The organism is Ruegeria sp. BHSA118 (assembly GCF_059613405.1).
This window is the reverse complement of record NZ_JBXWSM010000004.1, coordinates 41,763-53,662: the sequence shown is the minus strand read 5'-3', so window position 1 is coordinate 53,662 and position 11,900 is coordinate 41,763. Positions and strand designations below refer to the sequence as shown.

Here is an 11,900-nt window from a genome sequence, read left to right as displayed (position 1 = left end):
GCATCACATAGCCTCGAGGCTACAAAGGCGGAGCTTGGTCATGAAACTCTTTGTCGGATTGGGAAACCCGGGGCAGAAATACGCCCGAAACCGGCACAACATCGGGTTCATGGCTGTGGAGCGGATTGCGGAAGACCATGGGTTTGGTCCATGGAAATCCAAGTTTCAGGGCGAAATCTCGGAAGGGCGGTTAGGGTCTGAAAAAATCCTTTTGCTGAAACCGCAGACCTTCATGAACCGGTCCGGTCAATCCGTGGGTGAAGCGATGCGTTTCTACAAGCTCGAGTCCACAGATGTTGTCGTGTTCCATGACGAGCTGGACCTCGCCCCGGGCAAAGTGCGGGTAAAGGCGGGCGGCGGACACGCTGGGCATAACGGTCTGCGTTCGATCCACGATCATATAGGCGCAGCCTATGACCGTATACGGCTTGGGATCGGACATCCGGGCCGCAAGGAAATGGTTTCGGCTTATGTCCTGAGTGACTTTGCGAAATCCGAGAGTGACTGGCTGGACGACGTTCTTCGGGGTGTTTCGGACGGCGCGCCCCATCTGGCCCAGGATGATGGTGGAAAATTCATGAACGCGGTGGCCCTGCGCACTGCTCCGCCCCGGTCGTCCAAGACGGCCGCTCCGAAAGCTGAAACCGCATCAAAGGCACCTTCTGAGCCACCGGCCGACGAACGGTCGGCCATGCAGAAACTGTTGGACAAGTTCAAATAGCGCCTCGCCCTCTTTCCGTTACGTCGGCGTTGCGAAACCGGGATGTCCGCGTTCCAATACACGCAAACAAGGGAGGCTATGCGATGCGGTCCATACTGAAGTGGGTTCTGCGCATTGTGCTGGCGCTGGCTCTGGCCGCCGCTGCCGTTGGGCTTTGGAAACGCGAAGAGTTACAGCGCCTGATGGCGGTGAACTCTCTGTTTGCCGAGGACAAGATCGTTCACAACTTTTCGCACATGGATGAAGCCTTTCTGACCGTGGATCTGCCGCGTGGAAACGCCCCAACATGGGAACTGCCCTACGGCGAAGGTTTCGATCTTCCTGAAGGCACCGACACTTGGATCGATGAACGCTCGGTCACTTCTTTGCTCATCATGCAGAACGGCAAGATCCGGTTCGAGGAATACTATCTGGGCACCGGTCCCGATGATCGCCGGATTTCGTGGTCAGTGGCAAAAAGTTATCTGTCGGCGCTTTTCGGCATTCTTCTGCATGAGGGCGCAATCGATTCATTGGATGATCCCGTCGTCAAATACGCCCCCGAACTTGCAGGCAGCGCATATGACACGGCGACAATTCGGAACGTTTTGAACATGGCCAGCGGCGTCACGTTTGACGAAGATTATCTGGACCCGAAATCTGACATCAACAGGATGGGCCGTGTGATTGCCCTGGGCGGTGAACTGGACGATTTCGCAGCCTCATTGCAGGACAGTTTCGCGGCCCCCGGTGAAACCTGGCAATACGTTTCCATAGACACGCATGTATTGGGCATGGTGATACGCGGGGCGACCGGTCGCAGTGTCGCGGATCTTTTGGTGGAAAAAATCCTTCAGCCCCTGGGCCTTGAGCGTGACGGGTATTATGTCACTGACGGCGCCGGTGTCGCTTTTGTTCTGGGCGGATTGAACTTTACGACACGTGACTTTGCACGGTTCGGGCAAATGATCCTGCAAGATGGGGAATTGAACGACCGGCAAGTGGTGCCCGCCGACTGGATATTCGAGGCAACTCAACCCAGCGCCCCGACCGCTCAGGGGAAGATTGGATATGGGTACCAGTGGTGGATCCCGCGCGGCGCCCATGAGGGAGAGTTTCTGGCCCGGGGCGTGTATGGGCAATACATCTATTTCAACCAACCTCGGGGCGTTCTGATTGTGTCTACCGGTGCTGATCGGAATTTCCGCGATACTGGCGTGAACGACCAGAATATCGAAACGTTCCGCAAGATCGCAGAAAGCCTGTAAGGTGTGTTCATGCAGAAGCAAGACAGTATCAATGTACTCGGCGGCGTTCTGGCGCCCTGCTCACGCGATCCTCTGACAGGGTTCTTCCGCGACGGTGCGTGCAATACCTGCCCCGAGGATCAGGGCAGCCATACCGTTTGTGCCGTTATGACGGCCGAGTTTCTGGCATTCTCGAAATACGTCGGCAATGATCTGAGCACGGCTCGGCCCGAATTCGATTTCCCGGGCCTCAAGCCCGGTGACAGCTGGTGTCTGTGTGCCGGCCGGTTCCTGCAGGCCCATGACGAAGGATGCGCCCCAAAGGTTCACCTGGAGGCGACCCATCAACACGCGCTCGAGATTGTGCCGCTTGATATCTTGCTTCAGAACAAGGCGATTGCCTGACAGCCATTGCGCCTTGGCGAGACCTGATCCGCGATCCAGTCTCGCCCCAGGGTCAGAATGCCATTTGCCAGATCAGGCTGATGCTGTAGTTTTCAAAACCGCTTTCACCGATGCCATCGTAGAACACGTTTGCTGCAAGCAAGCTGTTGTTTTCCAGCCGGTAGTCCAGGCCCAGATCCGCGCGGGCACGGGCGGTGTCGCCAATCGGTGTCACGCCCGGAGCGGTGCCAGTACCCGAAGTCGTGCTCCAAATCCCCGAAAGCCCGCCCGTCAGCAGCATCTCTCCTCGTGACACTTGCAGCGGGTGGCTGAAATCCACACCCAGCCGTGCCGTCGTCAAACTGAAATCCTGCTGTGGAATCAGATTGCCCAGACTATCGGTATAAGCTTTCTGATCGTCACTGGCATAGCTTACGTCCAGCAATGGCATCAATGTCAGGGCGCCACGCTTTATCTCACCTGTCACACGCGACTGGGCCAGCCAACGGTCACTGTCGAAACTGTCCTCGTAGGTGCCAAACGGAGAGATGTTGTTGTCGGCTTGGCCATAAAGTACGCGCCCTTCTAGAAACACCGAATGATTGGGCAATTTTGCCACAACATAAGGACCAACCAGCCAGCCCGTACCGTCCACGCTGGCCGGGCCGTTTTCCGTTTCGGCATAGTCGAACTGAAGCATGGCACCGATCAACAGGTTCGAATTGATCTGGCGATGAGCCCCGACAACAGCCAGTGCATAGGAGTTGTCAAAATCGTCCTGCGAACTCCAGTTGCCGGTCACACTGAACCAGACGGGGCGCGCCGGATCACTGGCGAAATTCAGATACCCCGAGCCCTGCGTGACGGAAGCGTCCAGTACACCCGACCCGGAGCGTTGCAGAAACTGGGTCAGTTTCGGCTGGTTCGTCACAAGGCTGTTGGCCCGGGCGTTCTGGAACGCCTGAATCTGACGTTGAGTATTTGTCACGGCCTGAAGCGTGCTGACCCTGTTTGATTCAAGGTTCAGATTTCCAGCCGCGTCCGAGAACACTCCTGCCGGAACAAAAAGCTCGATGGTGCCGTTGTTCTGGGGCGTCAAAGTGGCGACATAGCTGGTGCCAGACCCGGTCAGAGTGGCCGTTGCATTGGTGACGGACAGGTCGCCCACGGTGAAATCGGTGCTTGGTTCGCTCAGCGTAATGGTTGCTTGAAACGTTCCGCTGCCGGTTGGCGTCAAGGCTCCGATCGTTGCGGTTGGCTGTGTCGTATCCACCAGAACGCGCGTGTTGACGATTTGGGTGTTCGTTACACCGGACAACGCGATCTCATAGCGATAAAGCGGCCCTCCGACGATTTCGCGTGCGGTGAACGTAATCCCCATATACCCGTCAGCCGCATATGTGGAATCCGCGCCATCCTGACTGAGAATGGTTGCGCCGATATAGCCCAGGGAAGCAAGGCCGGCAGGCGTGATCGCACTCTGGTTCAGAATGCCGTTGTTGAAATAGAAACTGCCGCCGGGAACCTGCCCCGAGCCCCCGAGCGAAACAAAGGCCGTGCCTGTAAATGGGATGTTGTTGAAAAAGATGCTTCCTCCGTTCGGCGTCGGAACCGAGGTTATGATAAAGCCGCCGCCAAGGGCCGCGCCCTCTTTCGCGCTTCCGATCATGAGTGCTGAAATCAGAAAACAGAGGCACAGCAGCCTCGAAATAACGGACCTAACCATTTTACCTCCTACAACACCGCGAGGGTGCTAAACACCAGGGCGTCCGGGCAATGATACTGTGCCTCGAACCGCGTCATCCATTGTCCCATCCATTGCAGAGACGTCCCCTGAACCGGCTGCAACTACGCCAGTTACCCAATAGTTAATTCAATTTGGAGACGCTGTATAGAATTGGAAACGACTCAACTTTGGCGTGCGGGTCACATGGCCGTGTTCAAACCGCAAGGCAAAGGCAAAAAATGCCCAGAAAACACTTCGAACCCCGGTGTTTTCAGGAAGTCTTCTTGGCAAGACGTCACAACGAGCCGTGAATTTGCAAGTCACGTGCTCAAGAAGTGTCGGTTACAAATTCTCGGCTTTTGCCGGGGCATTCGCAACAATCTCAGGTAGAGATCGCAACTGGCAGCCATCAGGAAACAAATGCGCCCACAATGAATGATCGATGTTCACAGCAGCCGGCGATTCCTCCGGCTTCTGTGTTGTCCTCGCATGCGCCTTGGCGGCTGCCCTTTTTTGCAGGGCAGCCTGCCTTGGGCTGACATGCCACATGATTGACTACCCTGCCCGGCCTGCCGTGGAAGTTCAGGACGTTTCGCCTTTAAATTATTGCTTTCAGGGCTGCTTGAGCCATCGACCCCAAGACAGAGCAACCGGGACATACCGCCCCGGTTCACACTCAGTCCGCCGTACGGCCTTCGGTGTCTGACATATCGAAGTTCAGATATTTGGCCACGGTCTGAACGTCCTTGTCTCCGCGGCCACACATGTTCATGCAGATCAGGTGATCCTTGGGCAATTCCGGTGCGATCTTCATCACATGGGCCAAAGCGTGGCTTGGTTCCAGCGCCGGGATGATCCCCTCGGTGGCGCAGCACAGCTGGAACGCCTCGAGCGCTTCCTTGTCAGTGATCGAGACGTAATTCGCACGACCAATTTCGTGCAGCCAGGAATGCTCGGGCCCAATGCCCGGATAGTCCAGCCCGGCCGAGATCGAATAACCTTCAAGAATCTGGCCATCGTCATCCTGCAACAGATAAGTCCGGTTGCCGTGCAGCACGCCCGGGCGACCGCCGGTCAGCGAGGCGCAATGCTCCATTTTCTCGTTCACACCTTTTCCGCCCGCCTCGACGCCTATGATGTTGACGTCCTTGTCGTCGAGGAAGGGATAGAACAGGCCCATCGCGTTCGAACCGCCGCCGATGGCCGCAATGATCGTGTCGGGCAAACGGCCTTCGGCCTTCATCATCTGCTCTTTCGCTTCCTTGCCGATGATTGACTGGAAATCGCGGACCATTGCCGGATAGGGGTGCGGCCCGGCCACGGTGCCGATACAGTAGAACGTGTCACGCACATTGGTCACCCAATCGCGCAGCGCGTCATTCATCGCGTCCTTGAGCGTCCCACGACCCGAGGTCACAGGGATCACCTCGGCCCCCAGAAGACGCATGCGGAATACGTTCGGGGCCTGACGCTGAACGTCATGTGCCCCCATATAGACAATGCATTTCAAGCCAAACTTGGCACATACGGTGGCGGTGGCCACGCCGTGCTGCCCTGCCCCGGTTTCAGCAATGATCCGGGTCTTGCCCATGCGGCGTGCCAGAATGATCTGACCCAGCACGTTGTTGATCTTGTGCGCGCCGGTGTGGTTCAACTCGTCACGTTTCAGATAGATCTTGGCACCACCCAGATGCTCGGTCAGGCGTTCCGCGAAATACAGCGGCGAAGGGCGACCCACATAGTTTGCCCACAGGTCATCCATCTCGGCCCAGAACGTCGGATCATCCTTGGCCTTGTTGTATTCCTCTTCCAGCGACAGGATCAGCGGCATCAGAGTTTCACTGACAAAACGCCCGCCGAAGATGCCGAAACGTCCCTGTTCGTCAGGGCCGGACATGAAGGAATTGAAAAGATCGTTGGCCATGGGTGTCTCCTGCGTCGTATCTGTTGTTCATAGGTGGTGGCAGCGGGATTTGCCATGGGCAAAACGCATCATTCCACAACCTGCGTGTTTTGACGCCAGACCTGAATCGCCTGCGCCGAGTTGGGCACACCAATGCACGGAAAATGATGAAACATGTTCACATCCGCCAAGCGTTCTGCTGCCAGCATACTCCCTCCGTTTCGAGAGAACCTCAGCAAGTTGTGTATCAGATCACCTGAGAGCCGATGCAAAGTCGCGGATCAGGGCCGCATCTTTCACACCCGGCGTGCTTTCGACACCGGATGACACATCCACCTGCCGGGCACCGGTCATCCGGACTGCTTCGGCAACGTTCTGGGGTGTCAGGCCACCGGCCAGCATCCAGGGCCGGCGCCAGTATTTCCGGCCGGCCAACAGCCGCCAGTCAAAGGCCAACCCGTTGCCGCCCGGCAATTCGGATTCTCTGGGCGGTTTCGCATCGATCAGCAGTTGATCGGCCACTTCCGAGTAAAGATCGATGGCCGCCAGATCCTCGGCCTCGGCCACTCCTATGGCTTTCATCACCGGCAAACCAAATCGCTCGCGAATTTCGGAAACCCGTTCGGGCGATTCCTTGCCATGCAGTTGAAGCATATCAAGCGGTACAGTCGAAACGATCCCGTCCAATTCTTCGTCAGTGGCATTCACCACCAAAGCCACCTTGGCAACGCCAACTGGGACCAGATGCGCCAGCCCTGCGGCCCGCGAAACATCCAGATTGCGCGGCGATTTCGGAAAGAAAACAAACCCAACATAGCCTGCCCCGGCTTCGGCCGCAGCACGCACGTGATCGGGTGCGGTCAGACCGCAGATTTTGAACCGAACATCAGACATGGCGATCAGGCTCAGCTCGCCTCATCCAGAAGGGCAAGTACGTCGTCCTTGCCTTCGTTTTGCTTTTTCTTGAGTTTCTTGACTTCGCGCTCAAGCTTGCGCACTTCGGTTTTCTTCACGGTCGCGTCGCGGCGGTGCTTGTGTTCCCGCAGCCATTCCCACAGGAAGCCAATAACCAATCCTGCCGCAACACCCCCCAAAACCACCAGAAACAGCGGCAGTGACGCGCTGAGGTTAAAACCCAGAAGCTCGGCCAGAGCATCGGGCATCAGTTTCAGTTCCACGGACTGAACATTGGCAAGAGACACGGAAATCAGGATGATCCCGAGGGCCGCCAGAAAAGCATATCGAAGGTAACGCATCATGGTGTCAGGCTTTACCGTTCAATCGATCCCTGAGCAACTTGCCAGTTTTGAAAAACGGTACACATTTTTCCTCGACCTGCACCGTTTCGCCCGTGCGCGGGTTGCGCCCAACACGTGCGTCGCGTTTTTTCACGGAAAACGCACCAAAACCCCGCAGTTCGACACGATCACCGCGCGCCATGGCGTCTGTGACTTCTTCGAATACGGTGTTCACGATCCGCTCGACATCACGCTGATAGAGATGTGGGTTTTCGTCAGCGATTTTCTGAATCAATTCTGAACGGATCATGCGTGATACCCTCCCAGGCAGCCGGTGTGACAGGTCTACTGTTTTGACAGTATAGGAAAAAACCCGGAAGGGGGGAACGGATACTCTGAGTTTTGAGGCTTTATTTTGCCACATTCTCACGGGAATTTTCGCCGGACAGGGGGTTTTCCACGTCTAAAGCGTGAACATTACTACGAATAACCCGGCCAACTGGAACATATTGATTCGCAACAAAAACGGCCCCGCGCTGATGCGCGAGGCCGAAAAGCTTGTTTGGGATGCGCCCCGGGCTTAGTCGCCCGACTTCAGCGCTGCACCCAGGATATCGCCCAGCGATGCGCCCGAGTCGGAAGAACCGTACTGTTCCACGGCCTCTTTCTCTTCGGCGATCTCGCGTGCCTTGATCGACAGGCCCAGACGGCGGGTCTTGCTGTCGACGTTGGTGACGCGGACGTCGACCTTGTCACCAACCGAGAAACGCTCGGGGCGCTGTTCGGCACGGTCACGCGACAGGTCCGAACGACGGATGAACGACTTCATGCCTTCGTATTCGACCTCGATGCCGCCATCTTCGATCGCGGTGACTTCGACGGTGATAACCGAGCCACGCTTCACGCCGCCCACGGCTTCGGCGAACTTGTCGCCGCCCAGGGCTTTGATCGACAGCGAGATACGCTCTTTCTCGACGTCCACTTCCGAGACAACCGCCTGAACGACATCGCCTTTGCGGTAGTTCTGGATCGCATCCTCGCCGCGCTCGTCCCAGGACAGGTCGGACAGGTGAACCATGCCGTCGATGTCGCCTTCGAGGCCGATGAACAGACCGAATTCGGTGATGTTCTTGACTTCGCCTTCGACCTCGGTGCCCTCGGGGTGTGTTTCTGCAAACACTTCCCACGGGTTACGCTGAGTCTGCTTCAGGCCCAAAGACACGCGACGCTTGGCGCCGTCGATTTCCAGAACCATGACGTCGACTTCCTGGCTGGTCGAAACGATCTTGCCGGGGTGGACGTTTTTCTTGGTCCAGGACATCTCGGACACGTGCACCAGACCTTCGACACCGGCTTCCAGCTCGACGAATGCGCCGTAGTCGGTGATGTTGGTGACGCGACCCTGATGGACCGAGCCCAGCGGGTACTTGGCAGCAACCAGATCCCACGGATCTTCCTGCAGCTGCTTCATGCCCAGGCTGATGCGGTGGGTCTCTTTGTTGATCTTGATGACCTGAACCTTGATGGTTTCGCCGATCGTCAGGATCTCGGATGGGTGGTTCACACGGCGCCATGCCATGTCGGTGACGTGCAGCAGGCCGTCAACGCCGCCCAGGTCAACAAATGCACCGTATTCGGTGATGTTCTTGACGACACCCTCGACGGTCTGACCTTCGGACAGGTTGCCGATGACTTCGGCACGCTGTTCGGCACGCGATTCTTCCAGTATGGCGCGGCGCGACACAACGATGTTGCCACGGCGGCGGTCCATTTTCAGAATCTGGAACGGCTGCTTCAGACCCATCAGCGGGCCAGCGTCGCGCACGGGGCGCACGTCAACCTGCGAGCCGGGCAGGAACGCAACTGCGCCACCCAGATCGACGGTGAAGCCACCTTTGACGCGGCCAAAGATTGCACCTTCGACGCGCTGGTCGTCGGCATATGCTTTTTCCAGACGGTCCCATGCCTCTTCACGGCGGGCCATCTCGCGCGAGATGACGGCTTCGCCACGGGCGTTTTCTGCGGCGCGCAGGTAAACTTCTACCTCGTCGCCGACAGCGATTTCAGGGGCTTCGCCGGGATTTGCGAATTCTTTCAGATCAACGCGGCCTTCCATTTTGTAGCCTACGTCGATGATGGCTTGGCCGGCTTCAATCGCCAGAACCTTGCCTTTGACAACAGAACCCTCTTCGGGCGTGTCCATTTCGAAGCTTTCATTTAGGAGGGCTTCGAATTCCTCCATGGATGCGTTAGCCATGTGGCGTTGTTTTCCTTTACAATACGTTTTTGCTGGCCGAGCGGTTGTCTCCGCCGGTCTTGTTTCATGATGTCTTCAAGCGTGATCCGGTGCGCCCCTGAGCAAACAAACACAAAGGGCCGAGGTAACCCGGCCCTGCTCAGAAACGTCATCCGGACGTTGACCGCCCGTGTATCGACAGCGCGCGTATAGGCGGATTCCTCGGTATGTGCAAGGGCAAAGCCCATATTTTCAAGGTTTGGCGGCTCTGTGCCCAGGCGCGTTTCCGGTTTTGAAGGTCCAAACCCCCGCATCGCGCCGCAGCATGGCCTGTTCAATTGCGTCCAGTCGCATCAACGCCGCGGAAGGGTTGCGCGCACCTCCGGCCCGGTTCCAGATTTTTTGCGCAGAAACGGGGCTCCACGGCAAGCTTGCCGAGGCCAACCACAGGCGCAGCCCTGACGGCAGAGAGTCGTAAACCTGCATAGGCGCCGCCTGTCGTCTCCGATGTTTGAGGGTGCTCCGCAAGTTCCGACCCTTTGTTTGCCCTTGTTTCTTCTGTTGTCGCAATACGGTCGCCTTTCGCAAAATGTATGTAATTACATTTCATATCAATAAAGCAGACGGAAGCAAAAAAGGCGGGCAATTTGCGCCCCGCCATTCCTGCAAACATTCCCTGCGCGACAGGCAGGAAGCATTCAGAACAGTTGCAGGTCCTTTTTGCCGCTTTGGATTTCAGCAAAGTTCGGCATGTTCTCGATGACAACAGGGGCAGGCGCCGTGCCCGGCATCGCCACTGTCGGCTTCATTGCCGCCGCCATTCCAAAGGCAGGTTGATCAAGTTCCCCCCGGATATCGCGCAACAGTGTTTTGTGATCCGGCATGGACTTAACGATCTTCGCCAGATCCATTTTCGCGTTCTTCATGCCTTGGAACCAGATCGGTTTCTTCAACGGTCGAAGACGATCACGGATGCCTGAACCATAGCCCGTATCATAGACCTGCTTGCCCAACAGAACGGTCTGATAAACGCGGCTGTCAAACAAAGTGGCGAACTCGATATCGTGGTCCATCGGCAGGCGATATTGCCACAGTTCAAGATTTTCAGCCAACCGATCCGGTATCTTCATCTCGGTGCGCGCATCGATCCAGTATTGGTCATCGGTACGGTTGCCCAACCGATAGTGTAAACAGATGAATTCCAGAACCTCGTTATAAAGCTTGTCCATCTGCCGATTGTATCTGTCCCTCAGCGAAGGCTCGATGTCTCGCGTGGGCAGATGCTCGGCGAACCAGCGTATCGCATGATCAATCATGTGGATCGCCGTGCTTTCCAGAGGTTCAATGAACCCGCCGGACAGGCCTATGGCCACGCAATTCTTGACCCAGGCATTGCGCACACGACCGACGCGCATCGGGATCACGCGCGGTGTCAAACCCTTGCCGCTGTCACCCAACCATTCAAGGTATTCGTCCGCTGCCTGATCATCCGTGCGGTGTGCGGACGAATAGACATATCCTGTGCCCACACGGTTAAAGAGCGGCACGCGCCACGTCCAACCTGCGCCCAAAGCAGTGGATCTTGTGGCGCTTTCGATCTTGTCAGGATCCGGATGCTCGATCTGCAACGCCATGGCCCGATCATTGGGCAGGTAGTCAGAGTAATCCAAAAATGGCTCACCAAGTGCCTTGTTGATGATCAGCCCACGAAACCCGGTGCAATCCACGACCATTTCAATATCATGGCGGCCTTTTGCCTCGAGCATGAGATGACTGACATTGCCCTGTTCATCCAGTTCGACCGTTTGCACCTCATCCCGGATATGCTCCACTCCGCGCTTCGTGCAGACCCTGGTCAGCATGCCTGCAAACTTTACGGCATCCAGATGATAGGCATAACCAAACCTTTGCTCGAACTCCGGCTGCCCCAACTGACGCGCGCCCTTACACAGACGGGCCAGATCATCATGCGGCGATATGGATTGCGTGAAATCCCTGTCGCCATTGCCGAAGCGCAGGAAATACTCGGCGGCCTCCAGCCCCTCAAGCATCTGGCCGTGCGCAAAGGGGTTCATGTAGTCGATGCGATTGCCCTTGGCGTCATTGTTCCAATTGCAGAATTTCACACCCAGCTTGAAGGACGCGTTGGTCTCGCGGAAGAAACTCCGCTCGGAAATGCCCGCCTGTCGCAGCGTGACAGGCATGCGCGGAACCGTGGCTTCACCCACCCCAACGGTCGAGATGTTCGGGCTTTCGATCAGGCAGATTTGCGGCCGATCCTTGGGCGCTGACGTGCGGGAAAACACCATATCCAGGATCAGCGCGGTCATCCATCCAGCCGTACCGCCACCCACGATGGTGATTTTGTTCAAACGATTGTTCATGTAGTTTTGTCCCTGTTGGCTTGGGAATTTTTTTGCTACGCCCCTGCTTTTTGCGGGTTGTGTCGCAGCTTTCCCTTTTCGC

11 protein-coding genes are annotated in these 11,900 nt (G+C 56.8%); 3 read left to right on the top strand and 8 right to left on the bottom strand.

The window, feature by feature from the left end:
• Window positions 1–40 precede the first annotated feature (40 nt).
• The 3 genes from pth to AC2FNN_RS02280 all read left to right on the top strand — a co-directional run bounded on the left by pth (window position 41) and on the right by AC2FNN_RS02280 (window position 2,352).
• The gene (gene pth, locus AC2FNN_RS02290) at window positions 41–721 is read left to right on the top strand and encodes an aminoacyl-tRNA hydrolase (protein WP_496756318.1); all 681 of its coding nucleotides are present in this window, start codon (window positions 41–43) and stop codon (window positions 719–721) included.
• 83 nt (window positions 722–804) lie between these two features.
• Complete coding sequence (locus AC2FNN_RS02285; RefSeq protein ID WP_496756316.1) at window positions 805–1,968, top strand: serine hydrolase domain-containing protein; 1,164 nt, start codon at window positions 805–807, stop codon at window positions 1,966–1,968.
• Window positions 1,969–1,977: 9 nt separating this feature from the next.
• Window positions 1,978–2,352 (top strand): DUF2237 family protein, encoded by a 375-nt coding sequence (locus AC2FNN_RS02280; protein ID WP_496756314.1) that lies wholly within the window; start codon window positions 1,978–1,980, stop codon window positions 2,350–2,352.
• A 52-nt stretch (window positions 2,353–2,404) separates the two neighbouring features.
• Here AC2FNN_RS02280 and AC2FNN_RS02275 read toward each other — a convergent pair whose 3' ends face one another.
• From AC2FNN_RS02275 to AC2FNN_RS02240, 8 genes are all read right to left on the bottom strand, one after another.
• Window positions 2,405–4,057: an Ig-like domain-containing protein gene (locus tag AC2FNN_RS02275; RefSeq protein WP_496756313.1), complete on the bottom strand. Its 1,653-nt coding sequence runs from the start codon at window positions 4,055–4,057 to the stop codon at window positions 2,405–2,407.
• Between the two features lie 676 nt (window positions 4,058–4,733).
• Entirely contained in the window at window positions 4,734–5,981 is a 1,248-nt protein-coding gene (gene trpB / locus AC2FNN_RS02270) for a tryptophan synthase subunit beta (RefSeq protein ID WP_171170912.1), read from the bottom strand.
• Between the two features lie 231 nt (window positions 5,982–6,212).
• A complete protein-coding gene (locus tag AC2FNN_RS02265) occupies window positions 6,213–6,854 on the bottom strand; it encodes a phosphoribosylanthranilate isomerase (RefSeq protein WP_496756311.1) in 642 nt (213 codons plus the stop codon).
• Window positions 6,855–6,865: 11 nt separating this feature from the next.
• Window positions 6,866–7,216, bottom strand: coding sequence for a lipopolysaccharide assembly protein LapA domain-containing protein (locus AC2FNN_RS02260; protein WP_224857610.1), 351 nt, complete (start codon window positions 7,214–7,216; stop codon window positions 6,866–6,868).
• A 7-nt stretch (window positions 7,217–7,223) separates the two neighbouring features.
• Entirely contained in the window at window positions 7,224–7,508 is a 285-nt protein-coding gene (ihfB, locus tag AC2FNN_RS02255) for an integration host factor subunit beta (RefSeq protein ID WP_050603110.1), read from the bottom strand.
• 270 nt (window positions 7,509–7,778) lie between these two features.
• Window positions 7,779–9,455 (bottom strand): 30S ribosomal protein S1, encoded by a 1,677-nt coding sequence (gene rpsA / locus AC2FNN_RS02250; RefSeq protein ID WP_068337749.1) that lies wholly within the window; start codon window positions 9,453–9,455, stop codon window positions 7,779–7,781.
• Between the two features lie 231 nt (window positions 9,456–9,686).
• Complete coding sequence (locus AC2FNN_RS02245; RefSeq protein ID WP_496756308.1) at window positions 9,687–9,962, bottom strand: DUF6525 family protein; 276 nt, start codon at window positions 9,960–9,962, stop codon at window positions 9,687–9,689.
• A gap of 170 nt (window positions 9,963–10,132) precedes the next feature.
• The gene (locus AC2FNN_RS02240) at window positions 10,133–11,818 is read right to left on the bottom strand and encodes a tryptophan halogenase family protein (protein ID WP_171636759.1); all 1,686 of its coding nucleotides are present in this window, start codon (window positions 11,816–11,818) and stop codon (window positions 10,133–10,135) included.
• Window positions 11,819–11,900 lie beyond the last annotated feature (82 nt).

What these genes read in the sequence shown, in the direction of transcription:
- pth (WP_496756318.1), top strand. Translation starts at nt 41, where the DNA reads ATGAAACTCTTTGTCGGATTGGGAAACCCGGGGCAGAAATACGCCCGA.
- rpsA (WP_068337749.1), bottom strand. Translation starts at nt 9,455, where the DNA reads ATGGCTAACGCATCCATGGAGGAATTCGAAGCCCTCCTAAATGAAAGC.
- AC2FNN_RS02260 (WP_224857610.1), bottom strand. Translation starts at nt 7,216, where the DNA reads ATGCGTTACCTTCGATATGCTTTTCTGGCGGCCCTCGGGATCATCCTG.
- trpB (WP_171170912.1), bottom strand. Translation starts at nt 5,981, where the DNA reads ATGGCCAACGATCTTTTCAATTCCTTCATGTCCGGCCCTGACGAACAG.
- AC2FNN_RS02275 (WP_496756313.1), bottom strand. Translation starts at nt 4,057, where the DNA reads ATGGTTAGGTCCGTTATTTCGAGGCTGCTGTGCCTCTGTTTTCTGATT.
- AC2FNN_RS02265 (WP_496756311.1), bottom strand. Translation starts at nt 6,854, where the DNA reads ATGTCTGATGTTCGGTTCAAAATCTGCGGTCTGACCGCACCCGATCAC.
- AC2FNN_RS02240 (WP_171636759.1), bottom strand. Translation starts at nt 11,818, where the DNA reads ATGAACAATCGTTTGAACAAAATCACCATCGTGGGTGGCGGTACGGCT.
- AC2FNN_RS02280 (WP_496756314.1), top strand. Translation starts at nt 1,978, where the DNA reads ATGCAGAAGCAAGACAGTATCAATGTACTCGGCGGCGTTCTGGCGCCC.
- AC2FNN_RS02285 (WP_496756316.1), top strand. Translation starts at nt 805, where the DNA reads ATGCGGTCCATACTGAAGTGGGTTCTGCGCATTGTGCTGGCGCTGGCT.
- ihfB (WP_050603110.1), bottom strand. Translation starts at nt 7,508, where the DNA reads ATGATCCGTTCAGAATTGATTCAGAAAATCGCTGACGAAAACCCACAT.